General features: G+C 56.2%; 16 protein-coding genes, 1 tRNA gene and 1 other RNA gene. 6 read left to right on the forward strand and 12 right to left on the reverse strand.

Translation table 11 applies throughout. The annotated features are described in order from the left end of the window. Positions 1-3: 3 nt before the first annotated feature. The 11 genes from JW885_05140 to JW885_05190 form a co-directional block, all read right to left on the reverse strand. Positions 4-3,015, reverse strand: coding sequence for a hypothetical protein (locus tag JW885_05140; protein ID MBN1881540.1), 3,012 nt, complete (start codon positions 3,013-3,015; stop codon positions 4-6). A 58-nt stretch (positions 3,016-3,073) separates the two neighbouring features. Further along, positions 3,074-3,473, reverse strand: an RNA gene (gene rnpB, locus JW885_05145) — RNase P RNA component class A. A gap of 97 nt (positions 3,474-3,570) precedes the next feature. Then, the gene (locus JW885_05150; protein MBN1881541.1) at positions 3,571-4,095 is read right to left on the reverse strand and encodes a hypothetical protein; all 525 of its coding nucleotides are present in this window, start codon (positions 4,093-4,095) and stop codon (positions 3,571-3,573) included. Between the two features lie 170 nt (positions 4,096-4,265). Next, the gene (locus JW885_05155; GenBank protein MBN1881542.1) at positions 4,266-4,856 is read right to left on the reverse strand and encodes a reverse transcriptase-like protein; all 591 of its coding nucleotides are present in this window, start codon (positions 4,854-4,856) and stop codon (positions 4,266-4,268) included. A gap of 22 nt (positions 4,857-4,878) precedes the next feature. Then, positions 4,879-5,616, reverse strand: coding sequence for a hypothetical protein (locus tag JW885_05160; protein ID MBN1881543.1), 738 nt, complete (start codon positions 5,614-5,616; stop codon positions 4,879-4,881). 76 nt (positions 5,617-5,692) lie between these two features. Next, positions 5,693-6,496, reverse strand: a complete 804-nt coding sequence (locus tag JW885_05165; GenBank protein MBN1881544.1) for a Nif3-like dinuclear metal center hexameric protein — start codon at positions 6,494-6,496, stop codon at positions 5,693-5,695. 282 nt (positions 6,497-6,778) lie between these two features. Continuing rightward, positions 6,779-6,854: transfer RNA gene (locus JW885_05170), tRNA-Ile, on the reverse strand. A gap of 73 nt (positions 6,855-6,927) precedes the next feature. Then, positions 6,928-8,691 (reverse strand): RNA polymerase sigma factor RpoD, encoded by a 1,764-nt coding sequence (gene rpoD / locus JW885_05175; protein ID MBN1881545.1) that lies wholly within the window; start codon positions 8,689-8,691, stop codon positions 6,928-6,930. A gap of 18 nt (positions 8,692-8,709) precedes the next feature. Next, a complete protein-coding gene (locus JW885_05180) occupies positions 8,710-10,518 on the reverse strand; it encodes a DNA primase (GenBank protein MBN1881546.1) in 1,809 nt (602 codons plus the stop codon). Between the two features lie 192 nt (positions 10,519-10,710). Continuing rightward, positions 10,711-13,053: a Smr/MutS family protein gene (locus tag JW885_05185; GenBank protein MBN1881547.1), complete on the reverse strand. Its 2,343-nt coding sequence runs from the start codon at positions 13,051-13,053 to the stop codon at positions 10,711-10,713. A gap of 105 nt (positions 13,054-13,158) precedes the next feature. After that, positions 13,159-13,608 (reverse strand): GatB/YqeY domain-containing protein, encoded by a 450-nt coding sequence (locus JW885_05190; GenBank protein ID MBN1881548.1) that lies wholly within the window; start codon positions 13,606-13,608, stop codon positions 13,159-13,161. A gap of 195 nt (positions 13,609-13,803) precedes the next feature. Here JW885_05190 and pfkB point away from each other — a divergent pair, with 195 nt between their 5' ends. From pfkB to JW885_05220, 6 genes are read left to right on the forward strand one after another with little or no spacing between them, the layout of a single operon-like run. Next, the gene (pfkB, locus tag JW885_05195; GenBank protein ID MBN1881549.1) at positions 13,804-14,733 is read left to right on the forward strand and encodes a 1-phosphofructokinase; all 930 of its coding nucleotides are present in this window, start codon (positions 13,804-13,806) and stop codon (positions 14,731-14,733) included. Between the two features lie 13 nt (positions 14,734-14,746). Further along, positions 14,747-15,118 carry a 6-carboxytetrahydropterin synthase gene (locus tag JW885_05200; GenBank protein ID MBN1881550.1) on the forward strand — a complete coding sequence of 124 codons (372 nt, stop codon included), beginning with the start codon at positions 14,747-14,749 and terminating at the stop codon, positions 15,116-15,118. Positions 15,119-15,121: 3 nt separating this feature from the next. Continuing rightward, positions 15,122-15,907 (forward strand): GTP cyclohydrolase I FolE2, encoded by a 786-nt coding sequence (locus JW885_05205; GenBank protein MBN1881551.1) that lies wholly within the window; start codon positions 15,122-15,124, stop codon positions 15,905-15,907. Continuing rightward, positions 15,904-16,161 carry a hypothetical protein gene (locus JW885_05210; GenBank protein ID MBN1881552.1) on the forward strand — a complete coding sequence of 86 codons (258 nt, stop codon included), beginning with the start codon at positions 15,904-15,906 and terminating at the stop codon, positions 16,159-16,161. Before JW885_05205 ends, JW885_05210 begins: the two co-directional genes overlap by 4 nt. Continuing rightward, positions 16,155-16,517: an L-2-amino-thiazoline-4-carboxylic acid hydrolase gene (locus tag JW885_05215; GenBank protein MBN1881553.1), complete on the forward strand. Its 363-nt coding sequence runs from the start codon at positions 16,155-16,157 to the stop codon at positions 16,515-16,517. The genes JW885_05210 and JW885_05215 overlap by 7 nt, the downstream gene beginning before the upstream one ends. Before the next feature lie 35 nt (positions 16,518-16,552). Continuing rightward, positions 16,553-17,272 (forward strand): tetratricopeptide repeat protein, encoded by a 720-nt coding sequence (locus JW885_05220; GenBank protein ID MBN1881554.1) that lies wholly within the window; start codon positions 16,553-16,555, stop codon positions 17,270-17,272. Between the two features lie 107 nt (positions 17,273-17,379). On the opposite strand, the gene JW885_05225 is transcribed toward JW885_05220, so the two are convergent. Next, positions 17,380-19,533 (reverse strand): HEAT repeat domain-containing protein, encoded by a 2,154-nt coding sequence (locus JW885_05225; GenBank protein MBN1881555.1) that lies wholly within the window; start codon positions 19,531-19,533, stop codon positions 17,380-17,382. Between the last annotated feature and the right edge of the window lie 97 nt (positions 19,534-19,630).

The raw sequence follows: 19,630 nt of genomic DNA on the forward strand, positions 1-19,630 counted from the left end.
ATGTCAATCGATCAGCGCCAAAAGACCGTTGATGAGCACCTTCAATTGCAGTGATATCGGAAGTCTCATACCGCCGCCTTCGACGGCCGCCTTGGAGACAAAGCTGATCTCTTCGGTGGGTCCCTTTTCCATCCCGTCGGCATAGACCGACGCCACGGACGTGTAGTAGGTTTTTCCCGCCGTTAGGTCATCGAGGACCACGGTCGTTTCATCGGTCTCAAATACCTCGTCCCGGACGCCGCTTTCACTTCCGAGATACACCTTGTACGACACGGGATTCCCGGGTGCCTTCTCCCACATGATGTAATCGACCTTCCCGTCCGAGCCGCTCACCAGCCCCGTGGGCGCCGCGGATTTCTCCACGTACGAATCAGACTGGATGGGAATCATCCGTCCACCGGTCACGATAATGGGGGGGGCGGAAAAGGCGATCATATCCGACTGTACATCCTCAGGCAGCACGTCCCCGTCGAAAAAGGCCACCATGAGAGAGAAGCTGGATCGCTTTCCGTTGTAGGTGGGGGCGGGGCTCTTGTATTGCTGGCCGGACAGCAGGGCCACCTCAAATCCCGCCTGGTCGCCCCATGTGGGATAATAGTATTGATCGCCGAAGTAGGCGCCGAAGGGATTCATCGAGAGGGTGAAGGTTTTTAGGTCTTCGTCGTATGTCATCTTCATGGGGCAGAAGGCGAAATCCGCCAGAATCGATGTATCCATGGCCACCGCCACACCTCCGTTGTCTCCCGCCGCCGCAACGTAGGAGCCGGTGATGTGGTTGTTGACGTTCGCCAGGTTGAGGTTTTTGTTCGAATGCTTGAAATAGTCCAGTTCGTACCCGGCGTCCACCCCCAGGAGATTTCGCTTGATGATTTTAAACGGTGACGCCTCGGTGGCCGTTGAGGTCAAAAACAGCTCCGCCGGCGCCGTCTCGTACCAGCCGCTGTCCAGCTTCCTCAGAAGCATCGGCGTGTTCGGGCCGCCCATGAGGTCTTCCCGGGGGGTTTCGGGGTAGAATATCTCGCCCTCGAGAAAGACATACGGCAGGCCGTCGATGACCGTCAGGGTATAGTTAATATAGCCGGATTCGCTCCCCTTGACCTCCGGCAGGTTGAAATCGCCGGAAAGATTGACCCGGGCGACGCCATCTGTCCCGTCGTTTTCGACCGTCGCCGTCAGCCTTCCGGGACGCAGGGACAGCTCCCGATCCTCCTTCAGGTAGGAGAGACGCGGTGTCAGGCTGTATCGGTCGAGCCGCTTGATGTCGTCCAGAAAAACCGCTTCAATTATCCCGTCTTTGGATATTTCAATCGTAATCGAATCGTTTTTGAGCACGGTCTTCCCCGCCGTGGTTGAAGGTTTCTCCACAGGGATTAGGCCTTTCGGACCGACGAAGAGAAAGTAGGGGGTATTCATTGAAAGCCCCGTGACCATGACGACGGCTTCGCCGGCCGTACCATTGCTGTTTTCGGTCGTGTCGAGAAGACGTGTCGGCTCGACATTCCCCCCTTCGTCCACGATATAAAACGCCTCAGGTGTGAGGTTCAGGCCCGAAATATCGAACCGGAGAAGCATATATCGCCTGGCGGCGGGATTGTGTTCGTCGGAAAGGAGCATGAAGCCGTCGACAAAGGTGAGCCCCTCCACGCTCGGCTCAGGTACGGGCGCGCTTGTCAGACGATCGACCAGGAGGGCTTTCGCCGACTCCCAGGCCTCGCCGGAGAGGGACAGCATGTCTTCTATAATGTTTTCGGCGACGTTCTCCCGGTTCTTCGCCAACAACGGCGCGGCCAGGCCGAAGTTTGTGGTGGAGAGGAGCCGGAGCCTCAGCTCGTAGGAGTGGCTCAGGAGCGTTTTCGTCTGGGGCGGGATGTTGCCCTGGCCGAGGAGGTCGTAAACCGCCTCAACGCCCTCGTGGTAGCGCCTGTCCTTTACCACCGCGGTATAGTGGGTGTGGCTGTTGTGCTTTTCGGACCAGGAGCTCAGGCCGCTGAAGTTGCCGTCCGCCGTGTCCTGTCCGAAGGATATTTCACCCACCGGTTCATGGGTATCCAGGTACTCCTGAAGGGTGGTGAACTCCGCGTACTCCAGGGCGTCCACCTCTTCGATGATCTGTTCGATGCCTCCGGTGTTGGGAAGCCATGAGAGATACGGGGGGAAGTCATACCCGTACCAGTATTCATCATCGGCGTCCAGGTTGATGAAGATGAGCACATCCCCCCTGATTTTTCCCCGGAGCTGCAGCCGGTGCAGGTCCCGGGCCCACTTGGTGATGGAGACGTTTTCGGCCATGTCGCCGTGGTTATAGGTGGGGATGACGATTATCTCCTCGCCGGTATCGTCGTTTTTATAGAGCAAGGGGTTGTGCGCCTCCTCGGAGGTGAGGGGGTCCAGGAACACCCTCAGGGCGTCGAATGGGATCGCGCTGTAATAGAGGCATATGGTATTGACGCCCAGGTCTCTGTATCGCTGAAATTCGCCGGGGGAGGACATCATCTCCTGGGGTCTCACGATGGGAGAATACATCCCGAAGATGTCCCGTACCCCGCTGCCTGAGGGATTGGTGATGGCCCTGTTGACGGAATCGAGGAACTCCTTTTCGGTCATCGCCGACGGAAGGCCGTTGTTATAGGACATCAGGATGATTTCATCCCGCCCCTCCTCGACCCGGCGTTTGATGTCCTCGATAATATCCGGGGCGTACTCCGGGAGGGTCTCCTCCAGGGTGAAGAGGTTTTCGATATCCCACACGCCAGAAACGTTGGAGCCGGCCTTGTTATGGGCGTCCATGACATCGATGATGTGCCGGATGATGCGGATGTCTTTGCCGAAGCCGGCCTCGTCGTTTGTATCGATGCGGTAGGAGTGATAGAGGTTCATATGATACCCCAGGGCGACGTAGACCTTGCTCTCGGTGCTTTTCCCGATGAGCGGTATTCTGGGGATCAGTGACACCTTGATGAAAAAAACAGCGACGATGATGAGCGTGAGCCATAGGAGAACGTTCACGCAACTCATAATGCATCCTCTCTTTTTTTTCGTTTCCCCGGACGTCATGTGATTTCTCCCGAAAAAAAGTCGGAGACAGGCAGTAAGCCGAGTTCTGTTCCCCCCGCCTTTCGGTCGGGGGGCGGCGATCATTTATCTAGGACCACGGTTACCCGGGGTCTCAAGCGACCTACCCGAAGACTCGGGCGGGCAGCCCTCCAGTCCCCCCGAAGGAGGACAGCGCCTTCCTATTTGGTCTTGCTCCGGGTGGGGTTTACCGTGCCGGTTCGGTCGCCCGAACCGCGGTGAGCTCTTACCTCGCCATTTCACCCTTACCGGAAACGAATTCCGGCGGTGTATTTTCTGTGGCACTTTCCTTGGGGTCTCCCCCACTGGGCGTTACCCAGCACCCTGCCCTGTGGAGCTCGGACTTTCCTCCCGCGAATCGACTGTTAGGCCGCTTCGCCGGCGATCACCTTGCCTGCTCCGATTCTCGTATTTTTGTATCGTGTGGTCGTGCGTCTCTTCTCCCTGTAAGATTGAGAGATTGTTCGCGAATGAAATAGTGGAGTACCGATACCTGTTTCAGCTGATCATCTTAATGACAATGATGATGATCACGACGAGGACAATACCCCCCACAACCGCACCGCCGCAGCAGCCGCGTTTCTTCTTTCCCGTGGGCTCATCGGTTGTTGTGGTGGTTTCCACATAGGTGTCTCTCGTGCCGCCGGGCTGTCCGCCGCCGCCCAACTGAGATCCCGTGGTCTGCCCGCCGGAGGGCTGTTGGTCCCTCCCGGCGGTCGGAGTCCGCCCGCCGCCCGCCCCCTGTCCGGCAGAGGACGGCTGTCCCCGATCGGCATCGGGCCGGCTCGTATCGCGTGTGCCCCTGCTCTGCCCGCCGGCCTTAGTTTGACCGCCGGTCCCTCCCTGTCCACCGGAGGACGGTTGTCCCCGATCGGCATCGGGCCGGCTCGTACCGCGTGCGCCCCTGCTCTGTCCGCCGGCCTTGCCCTGGCCGCCCGATCTTCCCTGTCCACCGGTTCTGCCCTGGCCGCCGCCTCCTCCTCTCCGGCTCCCGCCGGAGCCGCCGCTTTGCTGTGCAGACATATAATATCCTCCTTGTGTATAGAATTAATATAAGAGAGAACAATGAAACATTATATGTCAAATAGGCGATAAGATAAACAGGAAAGTATCGAATGATCGGGAGGGGGAACGGCAGGGCGGACTCAATGTCCTCAATTGGAACACAGGTGAGACGCGGTTCGTTCTTCAGCCTACCTCTCGGCGGCCCGCTTTGCCAGGCGATCGGCCAAGCGGTTCTTTTCCCTGCCGATGTGGGTGATTTCAAACGACGAAAAGCGATCGATGATGTCCCGAAGCGTACGGTTGAGCTCTCTCAGCTTTTCATCCTTGATCTTCCAATCGCCGGTCGTCTGGCGCTGGAGAAGCTGGGAGTCGGTGAATACCCGGACATGTTCGGCTCCCAGGTTCCTCAGACGACCCAGGGCATGGATGAGGGCGCGGTATTCGGCGACGTTGTTTGTAGCGGCGCCGATATGCTCGGAAAACCGCTCCAGTTCATCGCCGTTCTCATCATACAGCACCCCACCGATGCCCGACGGGCCCGGATTGCCGCTGGACGCTCCGTCGACATAGGCGGAAAACGCGGCTTTTCCGGGTGTCGTTCTCACGGCATCACTCGTGGGGAACGATGCCTCGAGGCTCTCCGCCGCCCGTCCGAGCAACTCGGACGTGCGCTCACACTCGGTGTTTCCCAGAAACTCCGAAATAATTCGGGCGGCGTCGTCTTTGGCGAGACGCTTCAGAAGCGCTACGGCTTCCCGATGTATATCGCGGTCGCCCATCGGTATCATCGACCTCCATTGGTTATACGGCCTCTTCTCCCTCGTCATTCTGGAAATAGATCATCCGGCTGCAGTTGGGGCAGGTTTTCAGGTCGCGGTCTCTCATTAATTCGTTAAAGAGCTGGGGTGGGAGATTTATATGGCATCCTGAACAAATTCCCTTTTCCACCCGGACGACCACCGGGCCGTGGGTTCTGGTGATCATCAGTTCGTATCGTCTCAACTCATCACGAGAAAGATGCTTCGCGAAGGTTTCCCTTTCACCCTGCAGAACCTGCATTTTGCCGAATAAATCTTCATTCTCCCGTGTCAGACTCTCGATCTGTTCCGTATTCTCTGAGGTTTTCTCCGAAAGGAGCCCCTGATTATCCTCTATTTCCTTTCTCAATGTGTCGAGCTGGTCCATGAGTGACAACAGTGAGTCTTCCAGGGCGGAATTTTTCTTTCTGTGATCGGTGATCTCCTTCAGGGCCGCCTCATATTCCTTGTTTGTCTTGACCACGAGGAGTTTCTCCTCGGCCAGCTTGATACTTTCCTCCTCTTCCTTCAGCTTCAGCTCGCGAACCTTGTGTTCAATTTCAAGCTCCTTGATCTGCTCCTGGAGACCCGTAATCAGACCCTGAATCGTTTTCAGTTCCTGTTTGAGGGAGGCAATGATGTTCGGCAGCTCCTCGATTCTCGTTCGATATGTGGATATCTCACTATCGAGATCCTGCAGACCCTTGAGCAATGCGACCTTTTCTTGCAGGCTTGTTTCCACGATATATATTCCCTCCTCTTTTGTTTCGTCGTTCGCCGAAAAAAACATGAGTTCGGCGAGCGGTGCATGTTTCGCGCTATATCGAGACAAAGGGGGAGGGTGCTGAAACGATTTCTACATCGATTGTAAAATCGTTTCGCTCCGCTCCCTCCCTGATGATTTTCTCCAAAAGGGGCACCGTGCACCATTCGGTGTGGTAGTGCCCCGCCTCAACAATGTGTATATTCGTATCCAGGGCCGCCAACGCCTGGTGATGTCTGACTTCTCCAGTGACAAACACATCGGCCCCGCGCTCTCTCGCCCGGTCGATACAATCACCGCCGCTCCCGCCGCAAACGGCGATGACGTACACCTGGCTCGCTCCGTCGCCCGTATAGCGCACGCTCGTCGCCCCGAGGGTGTCCCTGACGTATTGTGCGAACGACGCCAGGGGCATAGGGCGTTTCAGCGTTCCGGTAAAGACGATGCCGTCGGCCGCCTCCGCGTCCAATCGCCGGGGCAGCGGCGCCGGGTCGAGAAGCCTCAGCGTTTGCGAAAGGGCGAGGTTCGTGCCCTGGGGGGAGTGATCCAGCGGGGTGTGGGAGGAGTAAATGGAAAGATCGTGTGTAAAGGCCCAGGCGACGGCGGCGCCGAAAGCACTGCCGCGATCGATATGCGTGATGTGGGGAAAGATCAAGGGGTGATGCGTTATCAAAAGATCGGCGCCCTGTGATACGGCACTGCGGATGACGGTCGGGGTGGCGTCGAGTGACAGTGCGACTTTTTTCACCTGTGCGCTTCTCTCTCCCAGTTGGAATCCGGAGTTGTCCCAGGATTCCGCGGTGAAAAGAGGCGCGATGCTTTCTACGATCGTTATAATGTCCTGTACAGTCGGTTCCATTTCATAAAAAAAGGTGCTTTTGAAAGCACCTCTTCATCTATTGTCGCCGCGGGCTCGTTTCAGAGGATGCGGCGTTGTATGTGTTGACAGCCATTGCGTGTGATTTCACTTCGGGCATCGTCCGTTTTTCACGATGCTGGTATGTCTGTACGCCCGGTTTTTTCATGGTTCCTTTTGGCTATGTACGCTGATCCGGCCCTCGGGCAACGGTACATCCGCCGACGAGTCTTCCGTTGAGGCCCACCCTCCCTCCTCCAGAGTGGACTCCGATTTAAATGTGGATGGTGGGCCCACCAGGATTCGAACCTGGGACCGACCGGTTATGAGCCGGTGGCTCTACCAACTGAGCTATGGGCCCCCGCATAAATAAACATGTTATCTCAATCATCAGTATGAGTCAAGCCAAAAAATTCCTCTATGCTGAAATAGGCTCATCCCTCGATGAAGCTTTTGAGCTTTTTGCTCCGCGAGGGGTGCCTGAGCTTTCTAAGGGCCTTGGCCTCGATCTGCCTGATGCGCTCCCGGGTGACGTCGAAATCCTGTCCCACCTCCTCGAGGGTATGATCCGATTTCTCGCCGATGCCGAAGCGCTTTCTGAGCACTTTTTCCTCCCGGGGAGTAAGGGTGGCCAACACTTTTCTGGTCTGTTCGGACAGGTTGATGTTGATGATCGCCTCGCTGGGAGAGAGAATCTTCTTGTCCTCGATGAAGTCGCCCAGGTGGCTGTCCTCCTCCTCCCCAATGGGCGTCTCCAGCGAAATCGGCTCTTTGGCTATCTTCAGGACCTTGCGCACCTTTTCCAGGGGAAGCTCCATCTTCTCGGCGATTTCCTCCGGCGTGGGCTCTCTTCCCATCTCCTGGACGAGGTAGCGGGAGGTGCGGATCAGCTTGTTGATGGTCTCGATCATGTGTACCGGGATGCGGATGGTGCGGGCCTGGTCCGCGATGGCCCGGGTGATGGCCTGGCGAATCCACCAGGTGGCGTAGGTGGAGAACTTGTATCCCCGCTGGTATTCGAACTTGTCCACCGCCTTCATCAGGCCCACATTCCCCTCCTGGATCAGGTCCAGAAACTGAAGACCCCGATTGGTATATTTTTTGGCGATGCTGACGACCAGTCGCAGGTTCGCCTTGACCAGCTCGTTTTTCGCCACCTGTTCGAGATGCTCGCCCTCTTCGATTTTTTTGACGGTCTGCCTGATCTGGTGGGCCGTCATATCGGTATCCTGTTCAATGCGTCGGATTTTTCGCTGGATGTTCTGGATCGTTTTATCCAGTTCATCCACGTCGGAGGATCTCATCTTCAAAGAACGTGCGAGCTTCGTCCGTTCCTTTTTATCCTTGGTGGAATTTCTGATCCTTCGCTTCAGCTCGGTAATCGAGATTCCGTATTGATCCTCTATGACCTGTAATTCCCGATCGGCGGCGTTCAGGCGGTCCTTGGCGGTTTTAAGCCTGTTTGCAAATCGGTTGACCTGTTTTTTCTCCAGCTCAAGCTTATTGATCTGATTGAAGAGCTGCGTCTGGGACTGTTCGATGTTCTTTTTGATCTTTTCCCTGTCTTCGGTCCCAGAGAGGCTCTTTTTATATTTCTTAATGCGATCGTCGATCTTTTTGATCTTCTCAATGGATGAGATGAAGTTATCCTTGAACTCCTTCTCGTCCTGCTTGTTGAGGGTGTACTCGTCGTTGAGATCCTTCACCACGTCCTTGATCTTGATCTTGTCTTTTCCGAGCCGTTCTCCCAAAAGGAGGATTTCCTTTATGGCCAGCGGTGTTTTCAGGATTTCGTCCCGGGCGATGAGTCCCCCCCCCTCGATGCGCTTGGCGATCTCAACCTCTCCCTCCCGGGTGAGCAGGGCGATGGAGCCCATTTCCCGAAGGTACATCCTGACCGGATCATTGGTCTTGCCGATTTGGCCGGGAAGGTATTCCACATCCTCCTGGTCGGAATCGTCATCGTCGTCATCGTCCGAGGACGAATCGCTCCCCTTGGGCTTGACGACCTTGGCCTTTTTGGACGAATCGACGATGTCGATATCCATCTCGCCGAACATGTTCATGATGTCGTCCAGCTGGTCGGGATAGAGGTCCGCGGGAAGCACGTCGTTGACCTCGTCGTAGGTGAGATATCCCTTTTCTTTCCCCAAATCGATGAGCTGCTTGACCTCATCAATTCCGGAAGTCTTTGCCATTCGATCACCCCTCAGTAGTTATGTTTGTCTAATAATTTTATTCTTCCGTTCCAGCAGTTCCTGCTGTCTTTTCTCGTCTGTTTCTTCCTTCAATTGGACGTCGATCCGCCTGATGTCCCGCCTTTTCTTCTGACGATCCAGCGTTCGAACACATCCCAGAAGCATCGAGAGCGCCGTCTCCTCGTCCGGGATTTCGTTCTTTTCCCGATCTATGGCGGCGATATTCACCAGGATTTCCGTGTGTTCCGGGGGCGTGTCTCCCGGAATCAAGGACGACACGTTGATCGCGTTGCCCGTCTTCTCGTCATCCAGGAGACGAAAAAGCACCGATTTGATCGCCTCCGTCTCCAAAAGCTCCAGATGTTCGTGTGTCAGCCCGGCCCGATCGATGAGGTGCGGGTAGTTGACCGCCACCTTGAATATATCCCGCTCGATGCGGGACGGCGTGAGGGAGTCCGGTTTTCCTTCGGCGTCCGCTTCACTCCGGGCTTCGTGTTGTCTTTGTTGTCCGGGCCTCGCGTGACGCATCTGAGTAAGCCGTGTCAGCACCGATTCCGGCCTCACGCCTAATCGATCCGCAACGCGGTTAATGTAATAATCTCGCTCATGCTTTTGGTGCTTGACGGCGATGATCGGCACCGCTTCTTCCAACACTGCCGATTGTCCCCGGACGGTATCAATATCGTGCCGAGCAAACACACGATCGAGGCAGAAAGTAAATAGTTCCGGTGCCTCGTCGACCAGTTTCATGAAGGTCTCCCGGCCGCCCTTTCTGATGAGGCTGTCCGGGTCTTCGCCGTCCGGGAGTACCGCAACCGTGGCGTATATTGAGCCCTCCCCGAAGAGGGGGAGTGTGCGCTCCGCGGCCCGGGCCCCCGCCTCGTCGGCGTCGAACACCAGTGTCACGTCCTTCGTGTATCGCTTCAGCTCCCCCAGGTGGTCCGATGTCAGCGCCGTGCCCAGGGTCGCCGCGACGTTCTCTACGCCCCCCTGGTAGAGGGCGATCAGGTCCATGTAGCCCTCAACGATCACAGCCCATCCCTGTCTCTGTCTTCTCTGTCCCTCCCTCCGAATAGCGGAGCCAGTCACATCCAAGCCATACAGGATTTTCCCCTTGTGATACACCGGGGTTTCGGGGCTGTTCATATATTTCGGCTCGCCGGTGTCGATGACCCGCCCGCCGAATCCGACCGTTTCCCCCCGACGGTTTTTGATCGGGAAGATGATCCGATCCCGGAACCTGTCGTAGGGTCCCCGATCCCCCTGTATGGCGAGGCCCGCGTCGATCAGAAGCCGGGCGTCAACCCCCCGCTTCTTGAAATATTCCACCAGGTTTTCCCAGCCGCCGGGGGCGTATCCGAGGGAAAACAGCGCCGCAGTCTTTCCCTCGATGTCCCGGGACTTGAGATAGTCCACCGCCCGCCGTCCCCTGTCCCCCTTGAGCTGTTCATAGAAAAACGCCTGGGCGTCTCGGTTTATCTCAAGGAGGCGGGTGAACTTTTTATCTTTTTTTGCGGAGCCGGACGATTCCGTCTCCACCGGGATCCCGTATCGTGCGGCCAGGTCGGTCACCGCCTCCACGAAGCTCATCCCCTCGAGATCCATCAAAAATCCGATGACGTCTCCCGCCTTGCCGCAGCCGAAACACTTATAGAATCCCTTGTCCCGATATACGGTGAAGGAGGGGGTTTTTTCCCGGTGAAAGGGGCACAGGCCGACGTAATTGACCCCCGCTTTTTTCATGGGAACATACCGGGAGATCACCTCAAGAATGTCGGCCCGCTCCTTGATCGTCTCGATGGTGCGATCCGGTATGATTCCCGCCACGAATATCCCCCGTGGATTGTTCAGTTTTTTATTCTAAAGGGGGCGACGACTCGCTCCCTGTTCGCTCTCGTATATGGATGCCATGAGAGAGATCGAAAAGGTCATCTTCTCCCCCCGGACCGAAACGGGTATCCCGCCGCCCCGGGCCGTAATGAGCGTGCCGCTCTTTTTCCCTCTTTCCACTCCTTCGTTTCACCGAAGCTCCACGGTGGTCACCCCGGCGTTTGCCTCCACATGCCTGACGTCGCTGACGTGCATGTGTTCCTTCACATGTTCCCTGATGGCTTTTTTGAGTCGGCCGGTGCCGATGCCGTGTATGATGTCTATCTGGTTCATGCCGGAGAGCAGCGCGTTGTCGATGGCCTTATCCACCACCGGGATGGCCTCCTCCACGCGCATGCCGATGATATTCACCTCCGTCACCGGATCGGACGTCACGTCGTAATGGGCCGCGCCCCGGCGCCGGGGGGTTTTCAGGGATCTGACCAGCTGATGAACGTCGACGATGACCTTCCTTCCGTCCATATCCACCTCGGCCCTGTCGTCCGTGATGCTCAAGACTTTTCCGACGGTGGAGAGTCCCCTGAGGGTGACATCGTCCCCCTGTGTGATGTTTAAATCGTCGGATCGCGGTGTTTCCGTCCGCGGTACCGACTCGAGAAGTTCCCGCTTCGTATGATAAAACTCGTTATGGACCTCGCCCTTTTTGACCGCGGCCGAGTCCATTTTACTGAAAAGCTCCCTGAATCGCTCCTCGTACCCGTGTACGGTTTGAGAAAGTTTCTCGGAAAATGAGTCGAGAATGTCGGTTCGTGAGCGGTCGAGGACCTCGAAGAGCTCCCGGGATTTTTTCTCCAGCGTTTCCAGTTGATGTTTGATGGCGCTCAGCGTCTCCCGTTCCTTCAGGACCTGCAGGCGCTCCTGCTCGATATCAGCGATCAGATCGCCCAGGCGCTTGCCTTCTTCCGTCAAAAGCCCCAGGGCTGTGTTGATCACGTCTGTGGGCATGCCCAGACCCTGGGCCACCAGGATGGCGTTACTCCCGGCGGGCGAGCCGTAGTGGAGCCGATACAGGGGACTGTGGGTGATTTCGTCAAACACAACCGACACGTTGACGGCATCCTCCCGATTCAGGGCATACGCCTTCACTGAGTTTAGATGCGTTGTAACGAGAGTCGTTGCATCTTTTTTACTTAAATATTCCAGGGACGCCAGGGCCAGGGCGCCTCCCTGCTCCGGATCGGTCCCCGACATGATCTCGTCGAGAAGCACAAGAGAGCCCTTTCCCGCCCGGTTGAGGATGTCGTTGAGCCTGAGGAGCTTGGCGGAAAAGGTGGAGAGCTTCCCCTCGATGTCCTGCTCGTCGCCGATATCCGCGTATATGGATTGAAACACGACGGCCTTACTTCCCTCCGCCACCGGAATGGGGATGCCGGTCATGAACATCAGGGAAAGAAGCCCCAGGGTTTTCAGTGCCGCGGTCTTGCCGCCGGTGTTTGCGCCGGAGAGGATGACGGTGCGGATGGCACCACTGATGGATATATCGATGGGGACCACGGTGTCGCTGTTGAATCGATGCCGTATCCCCTCCCGGCCGCTGTGGGCCAGAAGCGGATGCCTGGCCGACTGAAAAAGAACGCTGCCGTCGTCCGATATTTCCGGGGCGATCCCCCCGAGGGCCCGCCCCATTTCCGCCCGGGCCAGCATGCCGTCGACGATCGCCGCGTGCCGCTGGTTTTCCCTGATGTCGTATACAAAATCCGCGATTTCACCGGAAAGGCGCTTGAGCACCTTGATCTCTTCGTCGGCCTCTTCCTTGATGAGAAACGACAGCTCGTTGTTGTCCTCCATGATGTCCAGCGGTTCGACGAAGAAAGTCGCGCCGCTCTGGGACCTATCGTGTATGATGCCGGGAATTTTCCCCTTGGACTCCGCCTTGACGGGGATAACGAAGCGACCGTTCCTGGTGGTGATAATGTCGTCCTGGAGGACGCCTGTGGACGATGCGGAGCCGATGAGGGCGTTCAAAATTCTCTGGAGCTTGTCCCGTTTTTGACGAATCCCCTTTCGTGTCTCCCTGAGACGGTTGCTTGCGGTATCGAGGATTTCCCCCCGGTTTCCGATGGACTCCTCGATTCTTTTTTCGAGATCGGGGGTTGTCACGATCGGCTCCGCAGTGCTCCAGGCCAGGGGGTAGTTTTCGGAGAGCTTCTTCAGAAAGGACGATATCCGCCGGTAGGCCGCCAGGTTGGAGAGGACATCCAGGATTTCATGGGACGACAGATACGCCCCCTCCACCGAGAGCTGATCGAGAAGATGCCCGATATCGCTGACGCCGCCCATTGGAACATTTCCCTCGACCGATGTCAGCTCCTGAAACTCCGAAACCGTTTTCAGGAGCCTGGAGAGGTCGATCGAATCCGTGAGGGGCTCACAATTGAGACACAGCTCCGTACCCGGACCGGTGGCGGCGAAATCCGAAAGGATCATCTTTATTTTCGGGTATTCGAGTACCTCTTTTGTGCGTTCGTCCATAGTGGTACACCGAACCGTGGAGATACGGATAAAAGCAACACCGCCCGTTCGCATCCTTACGGACGGGATTCAAAACGTACATGCATATCAACCGGGAAGAGGGGACTACAGGCCGGCCAGCTTTTCCTTGACCTTCTGGCTGACGGTTTTCCCGTCGGCCCGGCCGGTGACGTGGGGCATCAGGGCCTTCATGACCGCCCCCATGTCTTTGGGGCCCGCGGCGCCGGTTTCACTGACGGCGTTGTCGACAAGCGTATCCAGCTCTTCGGGAGTAAGCTGATCGGGGAGATATGCCTCCAGAATTTTCAGCTCCGTTTGCTCTTTGTCGGCAAGTTCGTCTCGACCGGCCTTCTTGTATTCCTCAATGGCCTCCTTTCGGGCCTTAACCTGTGAATTGACCGCCTGGAGAAGCTCCTGATCGGTCAACTCCCCTTTTTTCTCCACCTCACGGTTCTTTATGACCGTCTTGAGCATGCGTATGGTGTTCATTCGAATTGAGTCGCGGCTTTTTTGGGCTTCCTTGAGATCTGTATCAAGCTGTTCTTTGAGGGACATGGCGGCCTCCCAGTGGTGAGGTAATGTGCAAGATAAACTTATAAATTATACCGTTATATATCAATATGTCAACTATTTAATTTGACAAATGAAGTCGGGCTGTATTAGTATGATTTCGTCGCGCTGTGTTAAGATAAACGAAACCATGGATGGGATACGTCACAGACGACATGGAAGGAAGTGGATCCGGTGTCTATGATATATACCGTAACGCTGAACCCCGCCCTCGACCGGGCGCTTGAGGTGGACGAGCTGGTCCCGGACGACGCAAACCGCATCCGGCATGAGCACAGCTACGCCGGGGGCAAGGGGATCGATGCGTCGCGGGTCGTCAAGGTGCTGGGGGGAGAGAGCGTGGCCCTCGGTTTTATGGGGGGATTCCACGGCATGGAGCTGGAACAGCGGCTGTTGCGCCAGGGTGTGCGGTGCGATTTTGTGGAGACCAGGGGCGAAACCCGAACGAATATCCTGATATTCGAAAAAAACAAGAAGACCCACACGTCGCTGAACGCCTCGGGCCAGAGGGTCAACGAGGTGGAGATCGGGGAACTTCTGGACAAGATTCGACAGGTGGAGGACCCCGGTTATTTCATCGTGTCCGGGAGCGTGCCGGAGGGCGTGCCCGTTGATATATACGCACAAATCGTCGCCATCGCCCGGGAGCGGGGCTCCCTGGTGGCCCTGGATGCCGACGGCGAGGTGATGCGTCGGGGGGTCGACGCGCATCCCGACTTTATTAAGCCGAACATGCACGAACTGGGGCGCCTGGTGGATCGGCGGCTTTCGTCCGTCGAGGACGCCCTCGGAGCGGCACAGATCGTTCAGGGGTGGGGGGTCAAGACGATTCTCGTCTCCATGGGGGAGAGCGGGGCGCTTCTTATCTCGGACGGGGTGCGGCTTCTCGGGATTCCACCCCGGGTAGAGGTGGACAGTACCGTGGGGTCGGGCGATTCGTTCCTGGCGGGATTCGTCCTGGCCCATTCCCGGGGGGAGGCGGGTGAGTCGTGCCTTCGCCTTGCAGTGGCGGCGGGGGCGGCGGCGGCCATGACGCCGGGGACGGAGCTGGCTCGAAAAGAAGATGTGGAGGCCATTCTTCCCCGGGTGACCATCGAGAATGTGAAGTGATGGGGGGGACGACATGTATGAAGTATCCGTAAAAGATCATTTCTCTGCGGCCCACCAACTCACCGAGGTGGGAGGCGGCTGTGAAAAGCTTCACGGCCATAATTTCACCGTGGAGGTGTTTGTCCGATCCGAAACCCTCACCGATGGAGGGACGGTCATCGATTTTCGAGTCCTTAAAACGGTCCTCGCGGAGGTCCTGACTATCCTGGACCACACATTTCTCAACGACCTGGATGCCTTTCAGAACATCGGCCCCTCATCGGAGCGATTGGCCCGATTTATACACGGGGAGTTATCCACCCGCCTGGCCGGCAAGGGTCATCCCACACCCTTTCGGGTGGATGTGTGGGAATCGGAAAACTCCCGGGCGTCGTATATGGAATAGACCATGAAGGATGTTCAGAATCAGCAGGGACCGTATCACCTCGACATCGACAAGGTGGGCGTTCGGGATATCAGCTATCCCATCGTGGTTCTGGACAAGGCCAGGGGCACCCAGCATACCGTCGCTACGTGCAATATGTTCGTGAATCTCCCCCGGCGTTTTAAGGGCACCCACATGAGCCGGTTCATCGAGATTCTGAACGAATATCGGGAGAAAATCGACGTCAGGTACGTCAATGAGATCCTTCATAAAATGAAGGAGCGCCTGAGCGCCCAGTCCGCCCATATTGATATCACGTTTCCCTATTTCATAGAAAAGATGGCGCCGGTCTCCAATGAGCTTGGGTTGATGGAATATACCTGCAGCTATCACGGATACAGCGGCGAGGATGACGAGTTCATCGTCGGCATTCGGGTCCCGGTGACGACATTGTGCCCCTGTTCCCGGGAAATCGCGGACGTCGGCGCCCACAACCAGCGGGGCTACGTCCACGTGCGCCTTTTGTACGAAAAGTTCTTCTGGATCGAGGACATCATAACACTGATCGAGGGATCGGCAAGCGCCGGGGTGTATTCCCTGCTCAAACGGGTGGACGAGAAGCACCTGACGGAGCTGGCCTACCGGAACCCGATGTTCGTGGAGGACGTGGTTCGAAAGACCGCCGACGGATTGATGGAGCTTGGGCTGTTTCGGTGGTTTTCGGTGTCGGCGGAGAATATCGAGAGTATTCACAACCACAGCGCCTATGCGTATCTGGAATGGGGAGAGCCACCCGAAGTGTGTAGATGATGCGGGCGGATGACGTCCGATCGGGACGTTATAGAAAGGCCGCATACAGGAAGGAAATTATCGTAATAGATGATCTGACCGGGGAGAAGAAAGAGGGTTTCGACTTCGCCTATCTGGGGGATGTGCCCCGGAAGGAGGAGGTGGTGGGCGATCGATACAAGCCCCCCGGCTTCGGCCTGGCGGCCCAGCTCTTTTCAGCCACCGCCAAGGTCGTCATGGAAAAGCTGGGGCGGGAGGAGGGAAGAAGGTGCTGAAGGAGGCGATAGAACGCTTCGGCTTCAAGCGGGGGCGGCGCATCGCCGAAAATGTGAAAGGACTGGGACTTCCCCTGACGTTCAAGAACCGGCGGATTTGCTCCGACTTGGACTCCTCGAAAAACCTCCAGCCGATCCCGGACATCCAGGACGACGACCTGGTGGTAAAGGTGAGTCACTGCACCTTCTACAACGCGGAGAAAACCTGGGGTCTGGGGGAATACGCCCATATCTACTGCAAGTACGTCGATTACAAGATACTGGAGGGATACAGCCAGGACGTAAAGATGGAGCTTTTTCAGCGACAGACCACAGGAGAGGATTTCTGCCTCTTTCGCTATCGGATGAAGGAATAGCGGATAGAGACGATATGTATATAGGGAGATATATCATGAAATATCGCATTTTATCATACGTTGTTCTTATCGGCCTGTTACTGTTTCCCGTTGCGGCCGGTGCCGAGACCGCCGATGAGTGGGTCGCCCGAGGGATTGAGCACTACTATGCCCAAGAGTATGACGAGGCGATTGAATGTTTCACAGCAGCCATAGAAATCGATCCGACGAATGCAATCGCCCATAACGGTTTGGGGGTCTCCCACAAGTCGTTGGGTCGGTATGACGAGGCGATCTCGGACTTCACCAGATCCATTGAGCTTGATCCAGAATACGCAAAACCGTACTACAACCGGGGGGACGCCTACGATCTGCTGGAACGATATGACGAGGCGATCTCGGACTTCACGAGGGTCTATGAGATCGATCCCGACAAGGCGTATGGCGTCAACAGCAGGGGGTGGATATATTACGAAATGGGCGATTATGACCGGGCCCTGGAGGACGTTACCGTTGCCCTCGGCCTCGAGCCGGATGATCCATCGTCCCTCGACACCCGTGCGAATATCTACCGCGAGCTGGGGAGATACGACGAGGCGCTGGCGGACATAAATCGGGCGATTGAGCTGATGCCGGACTATTCCTGGGCGTACTACACCCGGGGCCTGATTTACCGGGAAATGGGGGAGGAAGAAAAGGCGCGGGCCGATATGATAAAGGCGTATGATATGGGCGAAGAAGAGGCGTATGACGCCCTGGAAGATATGGGGGAGTAGTTCCGGAGGATCGGGCGGTGTCGCCACAGGAATAAATGTGAAGGCCGGCATGATGCCGGCCTTTATTATATTTAGGAGCGGAGTAACAAAATCCTGGAAATGACCGGTCAATCCGCCTCAATCACCTCGAGAGCATGATCGATGGCCGCCAGGACATTTTTCTTATACCTGTTTCGAGGATCCGACTGGGCTTCCGTGAGAGCCTCGAAAGCCCGGGGATCGCCGATCATCCCCAGTGCGGAAGCCGCGGCCGCTCGAACTTCTCTCCTTCCGTCCTTTAACGCATCGATAAGAGCCTCAACCGCCCGGGGATCGCCGATCTCCCCAAGAGATATGGCCGCGGTATCTCTGATATACCAGTATTCATCATCCAGGGCCGTGATGAGCGATTCCACGGCCCGGGGATCACCGATCTTTCCCAGGGCTTCGGTTGCAAACATTCGAACATGTCTACCATCATATTCATCCCTCGATACCTTGATAAGCGAATCTACGGCCCGGGGATCGCCGAGTTCACCCAGAGTTATGGCTGCAGTCTCTCGATCACTGGTACGACTATTTTTATCTTCGAACAGGGCAATGATTGGTTCGACGGCCTGGGGATCTCCGGTTTTTCCCAGCGCTTCGATGGCATCTTCACAAAATGCCCCCCGTTTTTCTTTCTGCAATAGCTCGATGAGCGGCTCGACCGCCCGGGGATCGCCCAGAAATCCGAGGGCGACCAGTTCCCAGAATTTTTCATCTTTATCTAAATCCTCCTTCAGGATATCAATTGATGCCGGGTCGCCGATTTCCCCCAGGGCTCGAGCCGCAGAAATCCGAATCCAAACATCATCATTCTTCAGCGTCTCAATGAGAGGCTTCGCGGCCCTGGCGTCGCCGATCTTCCCCAGCGCCCAGGCTGCAGTGTATCGGACACCAACTTCTTTATCATCCTGCAACAACATCATCAGCGGCTCGACCGCCCGGGGATCGCCGAGCTTTCCCAGGGCCTCGGCGGATTTCTCTCGAACATACATATCTTCATCACGTAACGTCTCTATAAGCGGCTCGACCGCTCCCGGCTCACCGATGTTTCCCAGTACCCAGGCCGCAGTATCTCTCACATCCGGACTTCCATCCTTTAATGCGCCGATGAGTGCTTCGGCGGCCCTGGGATCATCGTTTTTCATCAGGGCTATAACCGCACCGGAGCGCACATATGCATCTTTATCCTCCAGCGCACCGATGAGCAGGTCCACGACCCGGGGATCGTCGATCTTTCCTAAAGCCCAGGTCGTATACTGACGAATATCCGGTACATTATCCTGCAGCATCTCAACGAGCGGATTGATGGCCCGGGGATCACCGATTTTACCCAGGGCTTCGATTGCGTATATTCTTACGTCAATATCTTTATCCTGCAACGTCTCGATGAGCGGCTCGACCGCGAGAGGATCGCCGATTTCGCCAAGGGCGATGGACGCCGCCAATCGCACCAATCCCACTTCATCTTTTAACGCCTCGATGAGATGCTCCACGGCAAGAGAACTGCCGATGCCACCCAGAGTAATGGCGGCGGCCTCTCTGATATAGTCGTTACGATCTGCAAGCGCGACGGTAAGGGGCATGATTGCAGGATCGCTTATATGTATCAGTTCATGAGATACGGTTTCTCTTACGGTGGCATGCGGATCATCCAAAGCCCACAAGAGAACACAGAAGGGTTCACGTGACATGGAATCATTGACGTATTCTGACACCTCGGTTCCGGGCTTGGTGAGATTGAAACTGGGACCTCTGAGCATTGATATTAGCGCTTCTATCGCCCGGGGATCGCCGAGCTTTCCCAGGGCTTTCGCGGCGGCCTTTCGAACTTCGACAGTCTCATCCTGTAACAGCTCTATGATGGGCTCCGTGGCCCTGGAGTCGCCGATTTTCCCCAGGGCTAATACGGCAGTGCGTCTAATATTATCATTGTCATCCTGTAACATCAGGATGAGCGGGTCCACGGCCCGGGGATCGCCGATCTCTCCCAGGGCCCAGACTGCATACATACGAACGTCATCATTCTTATCTTCCAGCGCACAGATGAGCGGTTCTGTGGCAAGAGGATCGCCCAATTCCCCCAATGTCCGAGTCGCTTCGATTCTTTTCTGTGGATTCATGCTGTCAAGCATTCGGATGGCGTTGTCATCCGTCACGTCCAGCTCGCACGAGGAGATGAACACTGCCGTGCATATGAGAATCACCGTGACGGTAACAATGCATTTCTTTTTCATGATGTGCTCCTGATTGAAAAAATTGGCACTCATCCTGTTGAAAGAATGTATCCCAAATGTGAAGAAAATTCAATAACAACTATAGTAGTTTTTTAAA

It is taken from the genome of Candidatus Zymogenaceae bacterium (assembly GCA_016931225.1).
GTDB lineage: Bacteria > Desulfobacterota > Zymogenia > Zymogenales > Zymogenaceae > JAFGFE01.